Genomic DNA, 23,982 nt, shown 5'->3' with positions numbered 1-23,982 from the left:
GTGAGTGAATCATTAAGAAAATTTCTAATTGGATTATTTATTTCGTGTCTCATACTCATGTTGTGGTCATATCATACTGGATATGATAATGCCATTGATTGGGAGGTAACGACAACAGGAGAGGTTATTGAATTTCCGGCATGGTCTCTTCCCACAGATCTAATGACTCATGAAATAAAAGGAGAAAAGTATTTACTAAGTGAGCGCTATTCCGGAAGTGAAATAAAAAGATCTATTCAAGTAGATAAAGCCTTATTGATTCTCATGTGGGTAGGCTTGTGTGTAACCCTTGCTGCTTCTACTTATCTCAAGAGGTATGCGTTTTTCGTTGTTGTAGCGCTATTTGCTCTATTTCTAAATAGGCTAAACCTCTATGAAATTGGGATCTTCGGAATTGAATCGAAGCTAGTCATCTTACTTCCTTTTATCTTATTGATTTCTCCACTTGTTATTTTTCATGAGTATAAGAAGACTACAAGCTTTTTCATCCGTTTTGTATCACTTGTCTTTTTAAGTGTTATTCTTTTTCTGGGAATAGGAAACGTAACATTATTTACTGATCATTTTATTGCACACTCTCTTTTTGGGTTCACCATTTGTGGGTTAATCTTCTTATTCATTATTTCCGAAGAACTCGTTTTTGGAATTCTCTATGTCATTACGGCGGGGAAAGGAGGAAAAAGCAATCACATACATTTTCTTATTCTATCCTTGATTTACTTAGGAAATCTAGCATTATACTACCTTAACAAATCGGGGCTTTATGAAAACAGCTTCTTCTTTTTCGATCCATTCATTCTGTTTTTCATTTCGTGCATTGTGAGTCTGTGGAGCTTAAAATTTAAAATAAGCTTTCTTTCCAAATACGTACATTCATACACCGCTCAGTTGCTGATATACAGTCTCGGGATAATCACTTTTTGCTTCTTGACTCATAATCTGATTCGTGGAAATGACGCTGTATATCAGGCATTTCATTATTTCATCCTGTATTTTCATCTCGGTTTTGGTGCTTTGTTTTTCTTATATATCATCGGGAATTTCATTGATCCACTTATCAAAGGTTTTGAGGTTCATAAGATTGCCTTTAAGGAACGAAATTTCCCATACGTAAGCGCACGTCTAGGAGGTTTCTTTGCAGTTCTTGCCTTTTATTTTCTAGCTGGCCAGGAGCCTTATAATCTATTGAAGTCTGGGTATTACAATTACTTAGCTCAAGAGGCTAAAACAGAAGGCAATTTGCTACTTGCCAAGGAATACACATTGCAAGCAAGCTATTTGGGATATAATACACACATGGCTAACTATAATCTTGGCTGGGATGAGAAGAAGAAACAAGCCGATTATCCCTCTAAAACTTACTTCCATAGTGCCGCACAAAGGTTCCCTTCCACTTATGCTTGGGTAAACTATGGAAACCTAGACGCTGAAATTAATCCTAACAAAGTACAAGCTATCTATGAAGAAGCGCTTCGAAGTAGGTCTAGTGGTGAAATGGAAAACAACTTAGGTGTCCTTCATCTCCATAAAGGTGAACTCGATAAGTCGTTGAGCTATTTGGAAGGTGCCACTCCATCAGATTCATGGAATGATGCACCACTAATAAATAAGTGGAACGTGCTCAAGAAATTGGAAGTAGTTGATTCTTCTTCTATTGAGATTGATTTTCAACTAGGGAACTTTGGAGTCAAAGCAAATACTTTGACCACTCAAACTCGTAATCATAATTTGGAATTTCAGTTTGAGGGAGTTGATGAAGCACGTCAATTGCATAGACACGCATATCTTCTCAACAGCCTATATCTATTTTCTCATGATTCAGTTGAAAGCTTAACAAGAGGAGAAGTTGAAAAATCTTCTGACGGAACATTTAATAATAGACTTAGAAAAGCCTTAGCAATACACCTTTATGATAAAGGTGAAGTCAATGAATCATTCATGATGCTAGATTACTTGCAAGCCAATGCTCATCAGTACTATAAAGGTCAGTACCTCGATGCACTCGGAAAACTAGCGATGGATCAACAATCTTATCGGCTGGCATTGGAATTTTTCAATAAAGCGATTGAGTTACGTAATACAGAATCAATTTTTAGTCGACTCGAAGTTTTGGCGCGACTTGGTCGCAAAGATGAAATTCCTAACGAGCTTCTCAGAATTTTGAAAAAAAATCCTGAGTTCACTCAGAAATCAAATGGTTTCTTAACTAATCTTCAAACTTTCAATCCATCATCAAAAAAAAGAATTTCTCTTTCATTGGATAGCTTATCAGATGAGCAACTTATTGAAGTAGGAAGGTTAAACGCCTTTCATGAGGATCAAGTGATTCTAGTAGTGAATGAATTGAAGAAAAGAGAATCCTCGGGAGGTTACGAACTACTGGTAGATGCATTGGAGATAAATCCATATGGAATTAAAATACTTAAAAAATACATCTTAAAAGCACTTGATTGGAATTTAATATCTTATGCTGATCAGGCTTTGGGAAGGCTTAAAGAACTGCTTTCTGAAAATGAATACTCAAATTTTGAACAACAATACGTTCAATTAAAAGAAGAGATTGAGCAGTCTGACTGGGAATAAAATGACATAAAAAAAGCTCCTTGATAATCAAGGAGCTTGTTAAAATCTATCGACTTTTCTTAGTTAGCAAACTTGAAAAGAATATTTTGAATCATTTTTTGACGAACTGGTTTGCCTCTTTGCTTACCCGGCTTCCACTTCGGAGATTCTTTTAATACTCTAACGGCTTCTTCATCACATCCTGCTCCAATACCTTTCACCACATGAATATCAGTAAGTGTTCCGTCTCTTTCCACAACGAATTGCACAAATACACGTCCTTCGATTCCCATTCTCTGAGCTTGTCTTGGATACTTAAGTTCTTTCTTTAGATATCCATAAAATGCTGTGATACCACCTGGGAATGATGCTGATTCTTCAACAATCGTGAAAATCTCATCAACATTCTCTTCTTCTGGTGCTTCTTCAAATACAATCTCTTCAACGACCGTCTCTTCTGTCACCTCAACATCAAGTTCAACCTCAATTTCTTCTTCTATCTCTTCCTCATCAGGAATTTCGACAATTTCTGGGATTTGTACTTTTGGAGGTGGGGGAGGTGGTTGCTCCGTTGGTGGTATATCAATGATATCTTCAAAGTCATCATCGACATTACCAAGATCCATCAGACCTGAATCATCATAGGTTCTCCACTCGAAAGCCAAGATTATCAGTAATAAACTAGCTGCCATTCCAACATTCAGGAACATTCCTGACTGTCTGGAAAGGTCTATTTTCGGATTTTTTTTAGGTTCCATATTCCTTCTTTTATGAAGTTGAACATCAAATATATGCCCTTCATTTTTTATATACCAAAAGGGCCAAGGTATTTAGTCAATTAAAGCAAAAAACATTCCAAAATTTTCTAACCTCCAACTTCGGCGGTATATTCTTCGGAAGAAATCAATTGATCTCCTTTGTCTGAAATCTTAATCTTGATCATCCATCCATCTCCGTAAGGATCAGAATTAACTACCTCCGGATTAGACTCTAGTGATTCATTGATTTCAATTACTTCTCCTGAAACGGGCATAAACAAGTCTGAAACTGTTTTCACAGCTTCAACAGTACCAAAGACCTCTCCTGTAGAGAGTGACTCGCCTTCGGTTTCAATTTCAACATAGACAATATCACCTAGCTCACCCTGGGCAAAGTCAGTCACACCAACAGTTGCAATGTCACCATCTATTTTCACCCACTCGTGATCTTTTGTATAATGTAGTTCTGAAGGAATATTCATTTCTTAATAGGTTTTAACAGGCGTCAAAAATAAGACTTAGAATTGAACTGAACTACTGTGCAAGCCCAAATCTTAATTGAACTCCAAATGCAGTTGTTGCTCGCTTAAATGAAACGCCAACTTTAGGCTCTGTCACGTTTCGTTCCATGTAAAATGTAAAGTCAAGTTGACTATTAATTTTGTACGTAATTGTCGGTCTTATCTGCCAACTGAAATTACCATTGGTAATGGTGCTTTTGTCATTGATTTTCCTTTGTACCGTTTTGCTATCTCTCACCGAGGCAGCTACTCGCATAGTTAAATCATTTTGGAGAGTCATAGTTCTACCCTGCCATCTCCATGGTAGCTTGAATCCTATTTTCGAGTATCCAAAATCTAATGTCACATCATTATTCGTGGTTTCTGTGACTTGCGCGTTGGACATATTCAGCGAAAGGTTTCTACTTTTCCTGAATTCTAGCCTTGTAGAAATATTGTTTTTTGTCCTGATATTAAACCCGATCAAAGGGACAAATTGCTCAGATATCATTACCTGATTTATGATATAAACAGGAACTAAACGACCTGTTCCAGTTCCCGTACTGTCAGTATCTTCAACCGCGAGAGGATAATCTAAAATATCATTTTGCAATCCAACAATATCTTCTCCAAAATTTAATGAGTTAGTGAAGCTAGACACACTGTAAGACGAATTATATCCATGTGAAATGGTAAATGAAGAAAATATCTCAGAAAGAGCTGGAATATTAATTAAACCAGCATAATCCAGTCTCCAATTAGGCAAAGGTGTTTTAGGGAAAGGCGTAAGCTCAACACTGTTTGCATCTTTACCTGAATATGCTGCTATAAATGACGGAATGAGGACATCTTGAGAAATATTTTCATAGCCTACAGTATCATTAGGATTTTCTCGATTTAAGCGTCCTTGAATGATATTCAGATTTCTTTCAAACTGTGTAAATGCATCGGAAGAGTTATCCGTACCACTTCCTTCAAAAGCTGTTTGAATTGTTAGAAAAGATGTAGAATAACTACCTGATCTTGTAGGTGTAAGAGTCTCAAAACTATCTTCTCCATCAAACCTAAAAAATTCTTGATATTGATTATTTAAGCCTCTACTCCAACTGAGTTGAACTCTTAAGTCTTTAGCGGGCTCTAAATCGGCTTGAACATCAATATCAGTTCCAAATGTCTGCTGAAACGGTGAATTTAAATTTTCATTTCTTACGATCCATCCGTTATTAGCTGCTTTTTGCTTAATTCCCTGATCTTGACTACCCAAAATAAACCCTAATCCTGGAGCATTAAAACTGCTATCCAGACCAAACAAGAATGCTGATGGCGTAAATCCCGACAAAGAAGTGCTTTCATTGATTGAGTAAGTACCATTGATCGATTTGAGCATCATTAAAAAGCGAAGAGCTTTGTTGCCTGGACTTATAGACTCTCCTTGAGCAGGTGGCGTATTTGCATTTTTCAGGAACGTAACTTTATCGTAAAGTTTATTCATGTCAACCCTTGCTGTCAGGCCAATGGTTCGTTGATTATTTATAAAGTTTCCGAAGAAAAGGGAATCAGGTGTATCAACACCTTGGTCAATAGCTCCTGCTATCCATCCATAGCCTACTGAGTATCGTGCATCGGAAGAAAGCCAATCAACAAATGGAATTTTATCTAGAGGCAAGGCATAATTCAATGCAATGCTTTGATTAAAGTTTTTCATTCTACCTAGATTCAGTATTTCATCCCAGACATATTGCCTTTCAAAAGGTGTATCAATATCTCCTTCCACAATCCCTTCTGGCTCATCAATAATAGCATTAGCCGTAGCACTGTAGGTAAGTCCCAAGCTCTTAGTGAAGTCCCACCTAAAACCATAATTTCTAACGAAAGTGAATGTCTTCTCAAATAAAGGATCTACACCTACTGTTGTCAGATCATTGTTATAGTATTGAGTCAATCTAAAATCTCTTCTAAGTGTGGTAGAAAATGAAAAATTGGAAGGAACTGGCGAAAAATTTATATCCTTAAGAAGAGCCAAATATGGCGAACTCAATTTTTCAGATTCACTAAATGGCGCAATATTCCACGTCACGGGTGTGTAATTATAGTTGATGCCTCCACTGACTGACTTATTTAGTAACGTCTCAGTAGATACATTACTCGAAATTCGGTCGCTATAGGCATAGCTGAAAGAGAAGTTTTCAATACCATAGACTCTATTTTTAGCATCTGGATTTACCTTTTCCTTTCGTACGTTTGTGAAATTTATACTTCTCCTGGTCGTTCGATCTTCCACTATCCTCCTATACCTTTCTCTCTCTTCGTTGGTATCAAAAGTTTCCAATGAAGCTTCAAGTGGAACATCAGGGTCTAAGGGATCAAACTGGGGAGTAACTGTGGTCTTTTCGTAGCTAACAAACATTGGAATCACTAAACCTGTCTTATCTGGTCTCATAAATTTCTCCAGATTCAAATTAGCAGAAACATCAAACTGTCTAGTTTCAGCTCTTGTCCTTTCAGAAATTCGCTGCTGAATATTTCCAAAACCAATAGAGGTATATCGAGTAGATGCTGAAACAGTACCCAGGTCAGCAAGTTTTGTACTAATCCTAGCATTAGCAGCCCAACCGGCGTTGCTGTCAAAATCTGTCACTCTAAGTTCGTTTGCCCATACACAGACCGATTTTGGAGAGCTTGACTGGTCGCCAGGATTTCTAACTCCGATCATCAATTGTATGATCCTACTTAAGTCAGGGTTCCCTAAAACAGTGAACGTGTATTTTCCATCATTTGATGGTACTGAATATGGTATATTATCCGGAAGACTTGCTCTATTTCTTTCTGCCTTTATTCCAATCAATTCTTTTATACTGAAATCAAGTTCGTTTTCTAATGGCCAAACCTGGCGTCTTATATCTTCCACAGTGCCATTTAAGGTTTCTGGAGTTATTTTTAGAGGAACTTCTACTTCATAATATTGTCCTTCACTGTCGGTTCCAAATCTCAGAAAAGCAGTTATTTCATCATCTAAAACCATGTCATCATTAAAAGCTTCTGCGTGAAAGAACATCTTCGCACGTCCGTAATTGATTAAGTCATAGTTTAGATTAGTTTTAAACACTGCTCGAGCGTCTTTATCATTCAAATCTTCAATACAGATTTGAAGCGATTGTTCATTGATTCTAGGGTTTTGGGCTGTTGTATTATCCACATCTCTATCAAAACCAGGTGGAAGAACATATCCAACACTACCATCCGACCTTGTGCTATTTTCTTCAATATTCACAACTGAAACATCAAAATCAGAGGTCTCAATATTAGGGATTTCATCCAAACCAGGCTCATTGAGAGCTTTATCAAATTTCCTCCATTGACTTCCTACAAGTCTCATTTGTGCGAGACGTAAAACCACAGGATTACGCCACCCAGTTAAATACATCCTTACATACTTTATATCTGTTAGACCCGGCCTTCCCCTAGATACTCCTTCACCTACTGGGATTCTGAATTGGTACCAGTTGGATTCCCCATTGCCACTTGCAATCTGATCGGTAATAAAATCATTAAGCACCAGGTTGCCTCCTTCCGGATTAGTTCCTGGTCTTAAAGGAACCCTATATTCAAAATAGTCTTCTGCATTATCAATCGTCGAATTTTGATTAAGATCTTCGCTATCCGGTATTATCGTTGATGCAGAAATTACATTTTGATTTCCTGAAGCAATCCTCGAATTGCTCTCCATTCCGTTCCAGTCTTTATACCGCTGAATGATAGTCGCATCTGGCAGAGCGTCAAATGATGGGTCTAAAACATATCGGAAGTTATCTGCCGAAGGATCATCATCACCGGCTCTACTTGGGAAAAATATCGCTTCATCATCATCTTTCAGTCCATCTAAACCTATATCTTGATTATCCCTAGCTCCTGGAGAATTTTCAAACGCATTGATTAAAAATTGATCTGCGGAAATTTGCCCCCATGTACTTACACTAGCTGGATCTACGGGCAGGCCATCAGTTGGAAGACCGCTTTCAAAAGCAAATTTGTTGTCTGGAGCTATATCTTCAGAAACAATTCCTAAGTTGAAAATAAGCTCCCCTCCATTTGGGTCGTCACTTGCAAACCCGTTGACTACCCCATCTTTAATCCGACCATTTTCCGTATCAGAGATAAATGGATCCATGAGCCAAAATTCAATGTATTCGATATTTGTGTCAACAAAATTGGTCTCATTTGTGATGGCGCGAGTTATTCCTCCCCATCTTCTTTCAACTGCATCAACATCTGCATTCTCGGTTTCAAAAGATCCATTATAGTTAAACTGGCCTCTCTCAGTAGGAAAGTAAGCTATATCAAAAATCTGTTCGTTAAAATTGACAAATGCTTGGTCTCTTTGAGGAAATATTTCTTGTGGAGATACAGATCTTTCATAGTGATTATTCAAATCATCATCGCCAATATTGGAAGGTAGTTGGTTTGATCCCGCTGCATAGAAAATACTGTTATCTACAGTGTACCAAGCTATTTTTGCTGCCTCAAAACGATTTTCTAACCCTGAACTATTATACGTATTGGGAAAGTCACCGCGAGGTGTTGCTGCCAGCTTCCAGGCTGGCCAACCCATGATGTTTACTGGCGTAATGGCATTTTCAAAATCATCGATATAGGAGGTTCCTTCACCATTTACAACATTACTCGTCCCTGGAACAAGCTGCGCAAACTCAGCATTGATCGTAATAGTAGATACTTCTTTGGTACTTACAAGTGGTAGTTTATCTACTAGCTTAGTTAAAAAGCGTGATTCATTCTGATAATTTATATCAAAACCATACTTCGTGTTACTAGTAGGCTCATTTCCAATTGCATATCTTGAAATTCCTCCTGGACGTTCATTCAAGTGCAGAACTGTAGCTCCGATATTAAAATTATCATTGAAGCGATAATCAAATCTAGCACCTGTTAATGTTCGTGTTTGGAAATTGAATAGATCTGCTTTTTCGTATGAGATATTAATGGTCTTTCCTGAGTTAAGGATTCCTTCATTCAAAATTCTCACTCTACCTAGATTGTAGTCTACTGTATAATCTAAGCCTAGTGTGAGCGGAGTATTACCAGCAGTAACAATCACGGAACCTTCCGCTATATTAACTCCTGGCAGAGCAATTTCACTAGATGACCCAGCAGTGAGTCGTCCTGAAATTACAAATTTGTTTTGAGTTGCGTTAAGCTCAGCGGTAGCTTTAGGATCTGTATATAAATCATCATAAACATATTTTTCAATCAATCTTCCTTCATCATCCTCAAACTGATCCTCCAGCGTTTTTCCAAAGGGCTCTAAAACTGGGAAAATAATATTTCCATTTCGTGTGTCGATTGTAAAACCGTCAATGAAATCGAAATTTCCATCTGGCTGACGATCTCCATTTGGGTTTAATCTATCCAATCCAAAAATTTCAAGAAGTAACCTATCTTTTAATAGTCGCCCCTCGTGCAAAGAAGGATTATCTTGGCCGGTATCATCATCTCTGTAAATCACTCTAAGCTGGAATCCTTCCTGGCTTACTTGAGCTGCATTGAGACTGTAGATGTTTTTCATCATCAAATCCCATGTGGGAACTTCTGTATTGATTCTATTTGGCCTAAGTAGCTTTAAATAAATGATCTTGTCATCTTCTCGACCTTGATAGTCCTCGGTAAGCTCTCCTACTTTATAGCCTGTCCCATTAAATGTGTATTCAAATGAAACAGCTAAAATCTCATCACTTTGCAAACTCCTGTTGAGCGTGATATAGCCAAGCTCACTATTGACAGAATATTCTGCATCATCAAGTTTTCTTGCAGTAGTGACTTTTACATAGTCAGTTGAATTTTCAAAATTTGGAAAAGTGCTCTCAATGAAACCATCAACATCATCAGCAGATTGTACATTCAGGTTTCCAAAAAGAGTATTCGCTCCGTTTCTCGTTGGCCCGCCATTACCATTACCAACATCTTCTGGACGATGGATTACTGCTCCTTCGCCTAAGTCCATAAAACCTACAATATTTCTAGTCGTCTCTGTGTCATTATTTCGATTAAGAACATATACTTCCAATCGTGTAATGTTAACCCCAGAAGTCACCTGAGGTAAAGTAGCTAACCAACTTTCATAATTATCTCTAAAAAAGTGTCCTAAGAAAAAGTGTCTATTTTCTTCATATTCAGATGCCTGAACCTCAAATTCTCTTCCTTGAAATCCACTTTCAATGGTTAAAGTTTCATTACGTCCTCGCTGTTGCGACAGCACCGTTGTTACATATAATTTTCCAAATTGGAGCTCTGTCTTAAGCCCAAATAAAGACTGAGCGCCACTCATCAGAGAATTAGTAACAGGCATACTTACATTACCAATTTCAATTCTCTTAATAATATCCTCCTCGTATCCCGTATACTCAACCTTAAGGTTGTTTTGAAAATCAAATGTGTTGTTATTATCGAAATTGGCAGTAATAGCAAGTTTTTCTCCAACCTTGCCCACAACGTTCATACTTATCTGCTGATCGAAGTTAAAGGCTCCATTTCTTTGCTGCCGGAGAGGTATAGCTGGGTTGTCTGTCCTTTGAAAACGAGCACCAAAATCAAGGTTTACAAATCCATTTGGTTGAATATCGACATAACTACCACCAAAAATTCGATCGAACACAGGACTGATGTACAATCTTGGAATTAGACTTCTGCCACTTACAGCACTCTCCCCATCTAAGCCCGCTGATCTCTCCTTAAAATATTCACGATTTAGTTGTGAGTTATTGTAACGATTGAATTCATTGAAAGTCATGAAAGAGGCTGGACGGAAATCCAAGTTTCCTATGTTTTCATAGACTGAATAAGTAACTCCAGCATCTTCCGAAGTTGTATCTGGATTAAACTGAACCTGCATATCCACTTGAGATGGATCTCTTAAAAAGAGTGGCGATCTAGAGCTTCTAAAGGAGAAGGGATCACCAAAACGATAACTAGGTTGAAATGTTGGCTTCTTACTGGGTTCGTAAGGACCAATAGTATCGCTTTTAATTGTATCCTGCTCCTGAAAAACAGAAGCATTCGCCAACGTACCACATCCATAAATGATGCATGCGAAAAATAATCGTATGTAAAAATTCTCTCTCAAAAAAAGTGCTTAGGCGTTCGGTTTGGTTAAGATCTCTTGAGGGCGTATTTAATCAATTCTTCAAGTTTAATCTCAGTACCGTATTCTTTCAAAATCTTATCTACAGTTTTTTCAGCTACTGATTTATTAATTCCCAAAGTAGTCAAAGCAGATAACGCCTCAGAACGCAGTGTATTATCAAATCTTGGTTGAATTTCAACAGATTTATCAAGCAAACCTTCTTTTTTCATTTTATCCTTCAATTCCAGGATGATTCGCTGTGCTGTTTTCCCCCCTATTCCCTTGACTGACTGGATTGTCTTTACATCTTCCTGAATAATTGCAGCTTGGAGTTCTTTTGCATCTAAGGAAGAAAGTATCATAAGGCCTGTGCTCGGTCCTACTCCATTTATGGAAAGTAAGTCGAGAAAACGTTTCTTCTCTGAAGCTTCATAAAAACCAAAAAGTGTATGAGAATCTTCTTTAACGTGAAGATATGTTTGAATTAAAATATCTTCTTTGTCTTTTACTTGTGAGTATGTGATTAAGCTAATCTTTATCTCATACCCTACTCCTCCAACATCTACAACAAGATGCGTAGGATCTTTAAAAGCAAGTCTTCCTTTTAGGTAGGTTATCATGGCGGCAAAAATAGTTAGATTAATACTTGAATTTAGATTTTACAGTTGGTTCAATTTTTGCCTCTAAATATCTAAAAATAAAATTTTCAACCATGCAAAAAGGACTCTATCTAGTTTCTGTATTGCTTACCATTTCTTTCAATGGGTCTGCCCAACTAAAAATCAATGGTCAAGTCACTGATGAAAACAGAAATCCTATCGCTTTTGCTTCGGTTGGAATTGAAAATACTCCTATTGGAACTATTTGTAACGCTGAGGGAAATTTTGAATTAGTTCTAAAAGGGGAAATAACAAAGCCTATTGTTATTTCTCATTTAGGTTACGAATCAAGACTAATAGGATTGGATGATTTTAAAGGATTAAAAAACATTGTTTTAAAAGAAGCTATTGTCCAATTACAAGAAGTGCGCGTAACAACTCTCAATGCAAAAGGTATGATCGAAATTGCTATTGATAGAATTGAGGACAATTATGAGTTTAATCCCACGACATATACCATATATACCTCAAATAAACATTTCATAAATGACAGCCCAGCTTATATAATGGAGTCTATAGCAGAAATGTACAGAGATAGGCTTAAGGTAGACAAAATTAAGAGGGAAACCAGCTTCAAAGGAATTTAATAAGCAGTTTAATGAAGCTAGAACCACATGGATAATGGCTCATAAGTGGCAATTAGTTGAGCAACAAGAAAGATGGTCATTAAAAAAGTCTCATTTGAAATTATATACATATGCCCTCGACTCTATAACAATTTTAAATGACCGTGTTGTTCAGGTGATCAACGCCTTACCAAATGAAAAGGGATTAAAAAAAGATAAAGATCAACTCACATATTTTGTAGACTTAGATAACTATGCAATAGTAAAATGCCACGAGTATGGCACATGGGAATACGATGTAGAATATCAGTTATACAATGATAAATGGCATCTTAAATCCTTCTACAAACATGCGCGAGGTTTGTATAAAAATCCTAATGAATCCTTCATCAATCAAACGATAGTTTTAAGCATACTAGATAGCAAAAAACTGGATTTTACCTCAATGGAATATCGCATTGTACAAAAAGCAGAACATCGAATAGAAGATTGGGATGATGCTTTTTGGGAAAATTATAGTTATATCAAATTAGAATCTTGGTGGACAAAATCACCTTCAAACTAACTTATAATCCTTCCCTATTTGCTACACTCGCATCAACAACAGCTATAGCCACCATATTATAAATTTCTTTTACTGAACTACCTAGCTGAAGTACCTGAACAGATTTTTTCATACCCATTAGAATTGGACCTATTACTTCGGCTCCTCCAATTTCCATCATGGTCTTGTAAGCAATATTTCCCGACTGAAGATCGGGAAAAACAAGTGTATTCACGTTATGACCATTTAGGTCACTAAAAGGATACAATTCTTCCAACAGATTCCTGTTCAATGCTACATTAGCTTGTAATTCACCATCAATAATCATATCAGGCCATTTTTCCTTAGCTAATCTTATCGCCTTGGACATTTTTTCCGGAACTTCTCCTTTTGCCGAACCAAAATTTGAAAATGATAGACCTGCAATCTTAGGTTCGTAATCAAAAAAGCGTACTGCTCTATGCGTTAAACCTATAATCTCCACTAGTTCCTCAGCAGTTGGATCCATATTAACGGTGGTATCAGCAAAGAAGTAATTACCGCGTGGGGTATTTAAGATATACATCCCAGCTACGCGACTCACTCCTTCTTCCATCCCAACTATTTGAAGTGCCGGGAGAACTGTTTTTGGATAGTCATTTGACAATCCTGAAATCAACACGTCAGCTTCTCCTCTCCTTACCATCATCATTCCAAAGTAGGTTCGACTAGTCATGGCTTTTCTTGCCAAATGCATTGTCATCCCTTTTCTTTGACGCATCTTCATATATTCGGTAGCGAATTCTTCTACTTTATTGGGATGCTCGTTTGGATCGATTATATCACAGTCCTTGATCGCTTCTAACTCATGCTCCTCGATAAGATCCTTAATGATCTTTTGCTTACCTATCAGAATGGGGGTTCCAATACCTGAGTCTAACGTCATTTGAGCAGCTTTCAGAATATTGATATGATCTGCTTCTGCAAAAACTACTTTCTTTGGATTCTGACGAGCTCTATAGATAAATCTTGAGATCAATCGCTGATCAAGACCTACCCTTTCGAGCAATTCATCTTCATATTTTTTCCAATCCTTAATTTCGATTCTTGCGACACCAGAATCAATTGCTGCCTTTGCCACTGCGGGAGAAATGGTCGTAATCAATCTTGGATCCATTGGCTTTGGAATCAAGTATTCACTTCCGAATTTGATACTTGATTTTCCATAAGCTTTAAGTACAATATCTGGAACTTGATCTTTAGCCAATTCTGCAATTGCCTTTACAGCTGCAAGCTTCATTTCCTCGTTTATAGCGGTGGATCTCACATCTAAAGCTCCTCTAAAAATATACGGAAACCCAAGCACGTTATTCACTTGATTAGGATGATCTGAGCGCCCTGTCGCCATCAATACATCTTTTCTAGTATTCATCGCTAAGTCATAAGGAATCTCAGGATCGGGATTAGCCAATGCAAAAACTATTGGATCATCTGCCATTGACTTCAGCATATCCGGTGTAACTACATCTGCAATGGATAGACCTAGAAACATATCTGCTCCTTTAAATGCCTCTTCCAGAGTATCTATTTTCTGCTTTGTAGCATACTTAGATTTTATTTCGTCCAGTCCTTTTCTACTCTCATTCAAGATTCCTTTACTATCCGACATAAGGATGTTTTCCTTCTTTGCCCCTAGTGATACATAAAGGTCTGTACAGGCGATAGCTGCCGCTCCAGCTCCGCTCACAACGATCTTCAAATTTTCAATTTTCTTATTGACCACCTCAAGTGCGTTTAGTAGTGCAGCACTAGAAATGATTGCCGTCCCATGCTGATCGTCATGCATGATCGGAATATTCATTTGTTCGCGAAGTGTTTGCTCTATCTTGAAGCTCTCTGGGGCTTTGATGTCTTCAAGATTTATTCCGCCAAAAGTTGGTTCTAAGGATTTGACAATTTCGATAAACTTATCCGGATCTTCTTCATTGACCTCAATATCAAAAACGTCTATACCTGCGAATTTCTTGAAGAGCACGCCTTTTCCTTCCATTACAGGCTTAGAAGCTGCAGGGCCAATATTTCCAAGCCCAAGAACCGCTGTTCCATTAGATATTACTCCTACCAGATTTCCTTTCGCTGTATACTTATAAACATCCTCAGGATTTTCTGCGATCTCCTTACAAGGCTCTGCAACCCCTGGTGAATAAGCCAATGCTAAATCATGCTGTGAACTCACCGATTTGGTAGAATTCACTTCGATTTTTCCTGCTGGTTTGTTTGAGTGGTATTCTAATGCTTCCTTGGGTCTAATCTTCGTTGTGCTCATCCTTATTGGTTAAAGTTGGATCGGTAAATAACCGACCGTCAAAGGTCACCAACTAAAAAGGAATAAGCAATTATTCGAAAGGATTAAGATGGGTCCTTCGATTCAACTAGACCTCCTTTGGTCTTAAAAGTAGAAAGGATGGTTTCTAATTCCCTTACGAATTTCTTCTTCCTAGTTCCGGGAGAATCTACATACCCTTCGATATAGTAAACTAACCCAGTATCTTCATCAACCATGGTGTAACTAACAAAAGGACCGCCTCTAGAATTATCACTGATCTTCCAAAGGCCTCTCGCCTCCACAGCAAAGTGACCGTCAAAGTTTACACGTTCTGTAAATACTGGAATTATTTCTTGTCTTTTGATATACACATCCGAATTTTCTCCATCGTATAAGTTTCTACGTGTTATTTTATCTCGGAATTTTCCAATCTCATTGAAAATACCTTGATCAGTATATGGTTCGTAATAGATAAATATGCTTTGCTCTGTTTCTGCATCCATCTTCCTTAACCAGACAAAATTTTTCAAATCTCTTGCTTTCTCCCATCCATATGGTATAGTAAGGGATACATTATGATTTTCTTTCATGCGTTGCGAAAGTTGTTTTTGGGCGCTATTAAATAGTTGTCCTTTTATCGTCTCACGTGCAGATGATTCAAAAAATTCACGAATTTTTGATCTATTGTAATTGATTTTTTGAGCTAGTAAATCTTCCGAGGAAGAAAAAAGAAACATCACAGTTTGACCTTTGGCAAATAGGTCTCTTTGTGTTCTCATGAAAATGGAAGTATCTCTTTTAATCTGATTAAGAGATTGATCGGTGAAAAACTGTTGTAATACGCGACTATCGGAAGTCTTACTATCCAATGTCATTACAAAAACCATATTTTTTGCGGACTTAAGAACTGAATTCAAACGTCGAGGGTTGACTTTGCTTACATTAAACAATGACTCATCTTGGGGCAATCCTAACATTGGTGCCATGAAGGTCTTTCTTAATTCCACACTTAGACCTACTGTGTCAGCCCATAAAGTGGAGTCAACCACTAAAATGATTTCATCGGCCTCTCCTCTTGCTGTAGGTAGCATATCCTTTCTTCTACTCTCTTTGGCTGCTTCGCTACATCCAAAGCATATGGCTATAAAAAGAAGTACATATTTATACATAAGATTTCTAATTCTATTGAATCGAATTAAGCAAAAACTATTCCGATCAACTCAAACTTAGAACTTTGTAAGGAAAGTTTGCTACTTAGTTAGGAATGACAAGCGATTGACCAGGTTTGATTGTATTGGATCGCAGTTGATTTACTTTCTTTAACTTCTCAATACTTGTATTTTGACTCCTGCTAATACTCCAAAGAGAATCTCCTGACTTTACCGTGTACAGCTTTCCTGAATCCGTGTTTAATGGCTTGATCGGGGACGGAGTTTTCTTAGCAGACGTTGAAGATGACACATATAATTTTTTAGTACTGGCACTATATGTTGGTAAAACCCAAATGCTTAGCCTTTGGCCTACCCTTATCAAATTTCCTCTCAATCTATTCCATGATCTAATATCTGACACTCTAACTCCATATTGACGAGCGATTGTACCTAATACATCACCGCTTCTCACCCTGTAATAAAGTCTCTCTCTTCCATATGTACTTCCAGGAGTATTGCGAGCTAAATAATCTAAGTGTTTCTGACCGACTTTCGATGCGGTATCGTAAAGTGTTACCCTATTTGTGACAATGGACTCTTTCCAATCAGATGGTATTTTTAAAGCGAAATTTTTGGTTCCCTCTGGTAAAGCACCTCGCTTTATTTGTGGGTTCCATTTCAACACATCATCAACGCACTGGCCAATTTGGTTACAGAATGTTTCCAAGTGAAAATATTGTGAAATCATGATTGTATCCAGCTCAGGATTAAAGTATTCTGGCTCTTCCCTGAAACCATGTTCTCCTAAATGATTGAATAGGTAGGTAATAGCTACAAATTGCGGAACATATGATCTTGTTTCTCTAGGTAGGTAGCGGTAGACCTCCCAAAAGTCTTTTTTGTACCCACTTCTCCTAATTGCTTTTCTCACATTGCCTGGTCCACAATTGTATGCTGCAAGTGCCAGATCCCATCGACCAAACATCCGATAAAGATCTTTCAAATATCTAGCTGCGGCATCAGTTGCTTCTACCGGATCCATTCGATCATCAACATACCAATTACTATGAAGTCCGTATGACCTACCAGTTGAGGAAATGAATTGCCATAAACCGACTGCATTGGCTCTGGAAATTGCATTTGGCCTTAGCCCAGACTCAACTATTGCAAGATATTTTAACTCATCCGGCATGCCATGTAGAGCTAGTGTTTCGGAAAACAGAGGAAAGTAAAGCTCTTTCTTTTGAATAATGTTTTTGGTGTATTCCCGGTCTTTTATAGAGAAATAGTCAACAAAAGCTTTTACTCGTTCATTGAAGACTAAGGGAACTTCATTTTCAATGCAGCTCATCCGATCAGCAATCTCATCATACGAATTATCAGGCATCACTTCAGTGAGGTGAAATTCCTGACTTTCCCCTGCCAATGAAATGAACATAATTCCTAAAAGGAACCATTTTCGTGTCATATCCTATCTATTTTGATCTTTGAAAGTAATGATTTGATTTGAAATATCAAGCAATTCTAACTCATTAAAGCATTTTGACATCAATTGAACGCCGATGGGTAACCCTTTGTTGTCGACTCCAACTGGAATAGAAATTGCAGGTATACCTGCTACATTGGCTTGCACAGTGTACAAATCCTCTAAATACATTTTCATTGGGTCGTCACTCATTTCTCCAATCTTGAATGCTGTTGTTGGGGTTGTTGGGGAAACAATAAAATCATATTCTTCTAAAAGTCTATTAGTTTCATCTCTAATAAGTCTTCTCACCTTTTGAGCCTTTGTATAATATGCATCGTAATAACTGGCACTTAATACGAAGGTTCCGGTCATAATTCTTCGCTTAACCTCCACTCCTAGACCTTCCGAACGTGTAACCTTGTACATTTCTTCCAAGTTTTGATTTTCAGCTCGTATCCCAAACCTTACTCCATCATAACGCGATAAGTTTGAGCTAGCTTCTGCAGCAGTCAAGACGTAATATACTGGAAGTGTATACTCTTGTAGTGAAATATTAACCTCATCAACCTGGTGACCTTCTTCTTTGAGCGATTCAATTACTCTATATGTTTCTGCTCGTACAACTTCATTTAGGCCTTTATGATCTATTGAATCTTTCAGGTATGCAATTTTATATTCCTTACCGGACATAAATGCTGAGAACGGTGGTACTTTTTCATTGGATATTGTACTATCAAATTCATCTGCTCCAGCCATAACTTCCAGAACCAGTGCTGCATCTTCAAGGCTCTTTGAGATAATGCCAACGGTATCAAATGAGCTCGCATATGCAGCAAGCCCATATCTTGAGACTCTTGAATAAGTAGGTTTTAGACCAATGACACCACAAAATGCAGCGGGTTGGCGAACCGAACCACCGGTATCTGATCCAATTGAGACTTGACACATATCTGATGCAACAGCAACTGCTGACCCCCCAGAGGAACCTCCAGGCACCCTTTCCTCATCTACCGGGTTGCGTGAAACTCCAAATCCAGAGTTTTCATTGGAAGACCCCATAGCAAATTCATCACAATTTTGATGACCAATTACAATTGCATCTTCATCAATAAGTCTCTGAATACATGTGGCAGTGTACTGAGATTCAAACCCTTCCAGGATATTGCTAGCACATTGGAGTCGATGATTTTCATATGCAAAAACATCTTTGATGCCTACAACCATTCCTCCTAACTTTCCGACAGTTCCTTTCTCTATTTTTTTGTCAATGATTTGTGCCTGGGTTAGCACTTCACTACTGTAAATAGAAAGAAAGGCATTAAGCCTTCCGTTTTTCTTTTCTATATTCTGCAAATAGTGCTTAACAAGTTGGCAAACGGTGAGTTTACCAGCACTAATCTCTGATTTAATTTCAGAGAGTGATTGGAAATTTTTCAAGGTTACGCCTTTTTATCGTCGCTTGCTCCTTCGTTAATTTCGTTCTTAATTTCCTTGGTTGCATCCTTGAATTCTCTGATGCCTTTTCCCATGCCTCTTGCTATCTCAGGTATTTTTTTCGCTCCGAAAAAAATAATAATGAAAAGAGCGATGATAATCATCTCAGTCCATCCTGGCATTGCAAATAATAATGATGTATGCATTGCTTTAAAATTTTAGATTACAAAGATATGTATTTACAAATGGAGTATTTATGGATACCTGACAAATTACTTATACGCTAACCAATTTTCGGGATTTAGCTTGGTAGTTCCTTTATAAACCTGAAATTCTATTTCAGAAATTCCATCTCTATCAGTATACACTTCACCTATAATATCGTTTGCGCGTACTCGTTGACCTTTTTTCACATTGATAGTTTTTAAGCGAGCATAAACAGTTAGGTAATTTCCATGCCTTATAACTACAATATTATTTTTACCTTGGATGGTTCCAATTAAAGTCACCTCCCCATCAAAAACTGCTTTTACAGACGAGCCTTTTTCTGTCTGAATTCCTACACCATCATTAATAATGGTAATCCGTTTCAAAACAGGGTGAGGTTGTTTCCCAAACTTAGAGGCTATGAAGCCAGATCCCACTGGCCATGTAAGGTTGTTTTTCTTAGATTCGAATAGACGTGTCAGCTCTGCTGTACTCGCTGCTTCGGCAGTTGAAGCAACTGAAGACTTTCTAGCCTCATCCTCAATAGTCTTTGCGATTAAGGTGTTCAACCTTCTATTCGCCGTTTTTCGAGCTTCAACTTCTTTACGCAGTTGCCTCTCTTTTTTTGTTAATTGAGCTACTAACTCAGACTGCTTCTTTTTTGAGCGAGCCAACTTCCGGCTCTCTCGTACTTGCTGATTGAGCAGAGTTTGCTGCTGAACCCGTTTTGTCTCAACCTTACTTCTTTGTTCATTTAGTTCTTTTGTGACTACTTCGATCTGCTCTGCTTGTAAACGCCTTGCATCCGCATACTGCTCCAAATACTTTAAGCGCTGCAAAAGTTGATTAAAACTACTGGCAGAGAAAAGAAACATTAATTTACTATTCCCTCTATTCGCTTTATATGAAGAATAAATCTGCTCAGCATATTCTTCTTTTAAATCCTTAAGATCATTTTGCAGCGAGGATGCGACAGTTTTTAAGTCAGAAATTTCATTGTCTAAGATTCTAATTTCAGACCCGATCGATCTTATTAAAGATTCTCTTGCATTAATCTGCTGATTAAGAGCCTGCAACTGTCCAAGAGTGACTTTCTTTTCATCTGCTGTTTCATTGAGTATCCTCTCCGCTTCAGCGATTTTTCGAAGATTTTCTTTCTTTTCTTGTTCAAGCTGATTTTTAGTCTGCTGGCAAAAACCTGTGAAGACTAGACATGAAAGGAAAATCACAAATAGTGAAAAATTGAGATTATTTCCTTTCATACTTGTTTGGAACAGAGAATGGAAAGCTGATTGGGCCATTTTCGATAGCCATTTTATTGTAGGAAATGCTGATCTCCGTATTCGGTTTTTTTGCAGCTTCATAGTCTATAATTGCCAAAATTTCATTCGGAAATACCTGGCTATCTACTAAGATAAAGTCGCTGTAATTTACTGAAATTGAATTTTTTGTATCTTCATCAAATACTTGAACTTTCTCAAGCTTCATACTTTTAGCTCCAATGTAGTTCTCAAAAAGATAAACTCCTTTGGATGCTGTGTAAGTAAAATAATTATCTCTTTTTTCTACTCTCTGTTTTTTATAAGGTTCGATGAGGTTTCCAAGGATTACAGATTGTATCATCTGAAAATTGAAATCAAAATCATATACGTTAGAGAGTTCTTCAAAAGTGTATTCGTAGTATTGTTTTTTCAGTTTATCAAGAATTCGAACATTCTCAGTATTGATCAAGACTCTTGCTCCTTCTAATCCAAAACCAGAAATGGAAATCCATATTACACTGTCTTTCTTAATTCGAAAGTTAGCTGTTGCAGAAATTTTTTTTCCATCATGGTTAAATTTGAATTTTGCCTTTGCAGACATATATTCAAATTGCGGGTCAACTACTTCTAGATTATTCGTTTTCTTCCCAAAGATTGCTCCCACTTTTCTATTGCAAGATGAAAGTGCAATCATTAATATCAAACAAACAAAAACTAGCTTATTCATAAAGCTTACGATCTGCAATTTTCTTTTCTATTAACTCTGAAGCTCCTCCTACATCACGGGCTTTTTCCCACTGTAAGATTGCTCCCTGGACATCTCCCAATTGGAATAGTACATCACCATAATGTTCAATCACTGTGCCATCTTCTTCAAGTGAAACTGCTTTTTCGAGAAATCTCTTCGATTCTTTGAATTTTCCATTTGTATAGAGTACCCAACCGTGTGTGTCAAGATATGTAGGATTTTCAGGATGAAGTTCGACAAGTTTAGCGGACATTTCTAAGGCTTTTTCTAAGTCTTTATTTGCTAGTGATAAAAAGTAACTGTAATTATTAAGAACATGATCATTATTTGGACTATTTTCCAATGCCTTATCATAAGCGATAAATGACTTTTCTTGCTCCTTTAGTCCATTATAAGCGTCTCCAAGTTGGCCGTAGAAAATCGTTAATAGATTGGGGTCTACTGTATATTTTCTTCCTTGTTCTAGCATTCTCACTGATTTCTTATAATTATTCTGTATTAGGTATCCTGCCCCGGCAAAATAGTATAGCAAAGCTTGATTAGGAAAGTACTCAAGTGCTCTTTCAGCGTGTACAACTACACTGTCATATTGATTCAGGTCAGATTCTACATTCAGGATATTTTGCCATACAGAGTAATTGGCAGGGCTTAGAGTTACAGCTTTTAGATAATATTTTACAGCTTCTTCACTATCTCCATCCTGATATAGCATATCTCCCACGAAAGCTTGAGCCTTAAATTCATCAGGGTATTGCTCTGCTAATTGAACTACAACTGTTGTCAATTTTTTTCTATCTTCTTGCTTTGGAGACATGATCAAGTAGTTAGAAACTATCTGGAATTTTGATTCAAAATCGATTGAATTGGTTTCAAAAGCTTTGCTAATAAGTTCTAATGATTTGTCACGATCTCCTTTCATCCATGCCAATTCACTTTTCATTAATGTCATTCTGGAAGAGGCGGATTCTGTTGCTTCATATTCAGCAATAGCTTGTTCGGCTTTATCCAATTTCTTATTCTGAATCAAAAAATTGATTAACTCAACTTTATAAGAAGGCTCATTTGGATATGTATCAATCAGCTTTCCATACTCAACTATCACCTCATCAATCTTACCTTCTTTCATGTAAATACGTTGCTTTTCGCGAACGATTTCTTCCTTAACTCCTAGCTGGGCTTCAATCTGATCAAAGACCTTAAACATATCATCTCTTCTCCCGGTCAATTGGTACAGTTCTGCTAATTCGTAAAGAGCATTCTCATCGGATGGAAAAAGTTCCAACATTTCTTCATATGTCTTCGCTGCATCTATATAAAAACCAACTGACTGGTAAATTCTCGCCAATCCCAATCTGTAGTACTTATTATTCGGATCCAGCTGGATTGCTTTCAAACCATAGGGTAGTCCTTTTTGACCTTCATCACTCTTTGAAAGAACTTGTGCAATCTTAAAATGAGTCGCGGCACTTTCAGTATTCATTTCAAGAGCTACATGAAAATTCTCAAGTGCCTTCGCATAATTCTCAAGAATTAGTTGTTTTTCAGCTTCTACAAGAATGCCTTCTAACTTCAGTGAATCTTCCTGTGTTTGAGGAATCGCCACATCTCTTTTTTTCTTTTGAGAAAAAGAAATGAAGCAAATCAATAAGGTTATTGAAAAAAGAATTATTCTCATCGGTTTTACCATTCACTGTAGTCCCCCAAACTCACCGATTTTGGGGAACCTTTCAAATTAACGAAGTTTCCAATCATAGAGTTAGTTAAATCAATGTCATCTAAAGTTGTATCATTTTGAATCAACGACTCAGAGAGTTGTGAATTGCTAATCTTGCAATTCATTCCTATAGAAACATTTGGTCCAATTGTGCAGTTCAAAATCTTACTCCCCGAACCAATAAGGACTGGCTCGATGATTTCACAATTTTCAATCTTCGCTTCTGATGAGATTAAATTCTGATCCTTTATAAAACCTAAATATCTAGAATTAGACTCTACTGTAATTGCTTTGTTTCCACAATCTAACCACTCATTTACCGTACCAATAGTGAAGTTAGTCCCTTTATTTTTCAAGTTTTCTAGGGCCATTGTCAATTGAAATTCACCCCCACCTCGAATATTATTTTTGATTAGATAATTGATCTCCTCTCTTAAATCTTCTCCTTGTTTGAAATAATATATTCCTATAATTGCTTGATCAGAAATGAATTCTTTTGGCTTCTCTACAAAATCGGTAATTACACCTTGATCATTTGTTTTCACTACTCCAAAAGAACTAGGGTCCTCAATTTGCTTTGTCCAAATAATTCCATCATCCTCTGGATTTAACTCAAAATCGGCTCTGAAAAGGGTGTCAGAAAATGCCACTGTGACTTTTCCTTCTAAAATTTCATTTGCGCATGCAATAGCGTGAGCCGTTCCTTCAGCAGTCTCTTGAACATAAAAATGCGCTTCTGCGCCTACTTCTTTTGCTATTGCAATAAGCTTTTCCTTAATTTCTTCATCAAAACCTCCTATAACAAATCCAATTTTTTCAATTTGTTCTGGGGTGACATCAGCAATGTCTTCTACTAATCGCTGTACTATTGGCTTACCTGCTATAGGAATGAGAGGTTTAGGAATAGTTAATGTGTGCGGCCTAAGTCTTTTTCCTTTTCCGGCCATTGGAATGATTAGGTTCATAAAA

16 protein-coding genes are annotated in these 23,982 nt (G+C 37.3%); 3 read left to right on the top strand and 13 right to left on the bottom strand.

The window, feature by feature from the left end:
- Complete coding sequence (locus ABJQ32_18590; GenBank protein MEP5291671.1) at window positions 1-2,583, top strand: hypothetical protein; 2,583 nt, start codon at window positions 1-3, stop codon at window positions 2,581-2,583.
- A 59-nt stretch (window positions 2,584-2,642) separates the two neighbouring features.
- Here the strand turns inward: ABJQ32_18590 and ABJQ32_18585 are convergent, their stop codons facing one another.
- From ABJQ32_18585 to ruvA, 4 genes are all read right to left on the bottom strand, one after another.
- A complete protein-coding gene (locus ABJQ32_18585; GenBank protein ID MEP5291670.1) occupies window positions 2,643-3,320 on the bottom strand; it encodes an energy transducer TonB in 678 nt (225 codons plus the stop codon).
- 107 nt (window positions 3,321-3,427) lie between these two features.
- Window positions 3,428-3,802, bottom strand: a complete 375-nt coding sequence (gene gcvH, locus ABJQ32_18580) for a glycine cleavage system protein GcvH (GenBank protein ID MEP5291669.1) — start codon at window positions 3,800-3,802, stop codon at window positions 3,428-3,430.
- Window positions 3,803-3,854: 52 nt separating this feature from the next.
- Entirely contained in the window at window positions 3,855-10,955 is a 7,101-nt protein-coding gene (gene sprA / locus ABJQ32_18575; protein MEP5291668.1) for a cell surface protein SprA, read from the bottom strand.
- Window positions 10,956-10,981: 26 nt separating this feature from the next.
- Window positions 10,982-11,575 carry a Holliday junction branch migration protein RuvA gene (ruvA, locus tag ABJQ32_18570; GenBank protein MEP5291667.1) on the bottom strand — a complete coding sequence of 198 codons (594 nt, stop codon included), beginning with the start codon at window positions 11,573-11,575 and terminating at the stop codon, window positions 10,982-10,984.
- A gap of 92 nt (window positions 11,576-11,667) precedes the next feature.
- Here ruvA and ABJQ32_18565 point away from each other — a divergent pair, with 92 nt between their 5' ends.
- Both ABJQ32_18565 and ABJQ32_18560 read left to right on the top strand, forming a co-directional pair.
- Window positions 11,668-12,201: a carboxypeptidase-like regulatory domain-containing protein gene (locus ABJQ32_18565; GenBank protein MEP5291666.1), complete on the top strand. Its 534-nt coding sequence runs from the start codon at window positions 11,668-11,670 to the stop codon at window positions 12,199-12,201.
- Between the two features lie 34 nt (window positions 12,202-12,235).
- Window positions 12,236-12,745 carry a hypothetical protein gene (locus ABJQ32_18560; protein ID MEP5291665.1) on the top strand — a complete coding sequence of 170 codons (510 nt, stop codon included), beginning with the start codon at window positions 12,236-12,238 and terminating at the stop codon, window positions 12,743-12,745.
- A gap of 1 nt (window position 12,746) precedes the next feature.
- Here ABJQ32_18560 and ABJQ32_18555 read toward each other — a convergent pair whose 3' ends face one another.
- From ABJQ32_18555 to ABJQ32_18515, 9 genes are all read right to left on the bottom strand, one after another.
- Window positions 12,747-15,029, bottom strand: coding sequence for an NADP-dependent malic enzyme (locus ABJQ32_18555; protein MEP5291664.1), 2,283 nt, complete (start codon window positions 15,027-15,029; stop codon window positions 12,747-12,749).
- Window positions 15,030-15,112: 83 nt separating this feature from the next.
- The gene (locus ABJQ32_18550) at window positions 15,113-16,198 is read right to left on the bottom strand and encodes a DUF4837 family protein (protein MEP5291663.1); all 1,086 of its coding nucleotides are present in this window, start codon (window positions 16,196-16,198) and stop codon (window positions 15,113-15,115) included.
- A gap of 85 nt (window positions 16,199-16,283) precedes the next feature.
- On the bottom strand, window positions 16,284-17,648 hold the full coding sequence (locus ABJQ32_18545) for a LysM peptidoglycan-binding domain-containing protein (GenBank protein ID MEP5291662.1): 1,365 nt from the start codon (window positions 17,646-17,648) through the stop codon (window positions 16,284-16,286).
- 3 nt (window positions 17,649-17,651) lie between these two features.
- Complete coding sequence (gene gatA / locus ABJQ32_18540) at window positions 17,652-19,085, bottom strand: Asp-tRNA(Asn)/Glu-tRNA(Gln) amidotransferase subunit GatA (protein ID MEP5291661.1); 1,434 nt, start codon at window positions 19,083-19,085, stop codon at window positions 17,652-17,654.
- 2 nt (window positions 19,086-19,087) lie between these two features.
- A complete protein-coding gene (tatA, locus tag ABJQ32_18535; protein MEP5291660.1) occupies window positions 19,088-19,288 on the bottom strand; it encodes a twin-arginine translocase TatA/TatE family subunit in 201 nt (66 codons plus the stop codon).
- A gap of 66 nt (window positions 19,289-19,354) precedes the next feature.
- Window positions 19,355-20,551: a peptidoglycan DD-metalloendopeptidase family protein gene (locus tag ABJQ32_18530; protein ID MEP5291659.1), complete on the bottom strand. Its 1,197-nt coding sequence runs from the start codon at window positions 20,549-20,551 to the stop codon at window positions 19,355-19,357.
- A complete protein-coding gene (locus ABJQ32_18525) occupies window positions 20,538-21,278 on the bottom strand; it encodes a DUF4292 domain-containing protein (protein MEP5291658.1) in 741 nt (246 codons plus the stop codon). The genes ABJQ32_18530 and ABJQ32_18525 overlap by 14 nt, the downstream gene beginning before the upstream one ends.
- The gene (locus ABJQ32_18520) at window positions 21,271-22,974 is read right to left on the bottom strand and encodes a tetratricopeptide repeat protein (GenBank protein ID MEP5291657.1); all 1,704 of its coding nucleotides are present in this window, start codon (window positions 22,972-22,974) and stop codon (window positions 21,271-21,273) included. Before ABJQ32_18520 ends, ABJQ32_18525 begins: the two co-directional genes overlap by 8 nt.
- Window positions 22,975-22,979: 5 nt before the next feature.
- Window positions 22,980-23,978: a sugar phosphate nucleotidyltransferase gene (locus tag ABJQ32_18515; GenBank protein MEP5291656.1), complete on the bottom strand. Its 999-nt coding sequence runs from the start codon at window positions 23,976-23,978 to the stop codon at window positions 22,980-22,982.
- Between the last annotated feature and the right edge of the window lie 4 nt (window positions 23,979-23,982).

The sequence above is a fragment of the Marinobacter alexandrii genome, assembly GCA_039984955.1.
Classification (GTDB): domain Bacteria; phylum Bacteroidota; class Bacteroidia; order Cytophagales; family Cyclobacteriaceae; genus Ekhidna.
This window is presented reverse-complemented; position numbering and strand designations above follow the sequence as displayed.

Excerpts from the sequence above, each read along its gene's own strand:
- ABJQ32_18585 (MEP5291670.1), bottom strand. The coding sequence starts at position 3,320 with ATGGAACCTAAAAAAAATCCGAAAATAGACCTTTCCAGACAGTCAGGA.
- gcvH (MEP5291669.1), bottom strand. The coding sequence starts at position 3,802 with ATGAATATTCCTTCAGAACTACATTATACAAAAGATCACGAGTGGGTG.
- ruvA (MEP5291667.1), bottom strand. The coding sequence starts at position 11,575 with ATGATAACCTACCTAAAAGGAAGACTTGCTTTTAAAGATCCTACGCAT.
- ABJQ32_18565 (MEP5291666.1), top strand. The coding sequence starts at position 11,668 with ATGCAAAAAGGACTCTATCTAGTTTCTGTATTGCTTACCATTTCTTTC.
- ABJQ32_18560 (MEP5291665.1), top strand. The coding sequence starts at position 12,236 with ATGGCTCATAAGTGGCAATTAGTTGAGCAACAAGAAAGATGGTCATTA.
- ABJQ32_18555 (MEP5291664.1), bottom strand. The coding sequence starts at position 15,029 with ATGAGCACAACGAAGATTAGACCCAAGGAAGCATTAGAATACCACTCA.
- ABJQ32_18550 (MEP5291663.1), bottom strand. The coding sequence starts at position 16,198 with ATGTATAAATATGTACTTCTTTTTATAGCCATATGCTTTGGATGTAGC.
- ABJQ32_18545 (MEP5291662.1), bottom strand. The coding sequence starts at position 17,648 with ATGACACGAAAATGGTTCCTTTTAGGAATTATGTTCATTTCATTGGCA.
- tatA (MEP5291660.1), bottom strand. The coding sequence starts at position 19,288 with ATGCATACATCATTATTATTTGCAATGCCAGGATGGACTGAGATGATT.
- ABJQ32_18530 (MEP5291659.1), bottom strand. The coding sequence starts at position 20,551 with ATGAAAGGAAATAATCTCAATTTTTCACTATTTGTGATTTTCCTTTCA.
- ABJQ32_18525 (MEP5291658.1), bottom strand. The coding sequence starts at position 21,278 with ATGAATAAGCTAGTTTTTGTTTGTTTGATATTAATGATTGCACTTTCA.
- ABJQ32_18520 (MEP5291657.1), bottom strand. The coding sequence starts at position 22,974 with ATGAGAATAATTCTTTTTTCAATAACCTTATTGATTTGCTTCATTTCT.
- ABJQ32_18515 (MEP5291656.1), bottom strand. The coding sequence starts at position 23,978 with ATGAACCTAATCATTCCAATGGCCGGAAAAGGAAAAAGACTTAGGCCG.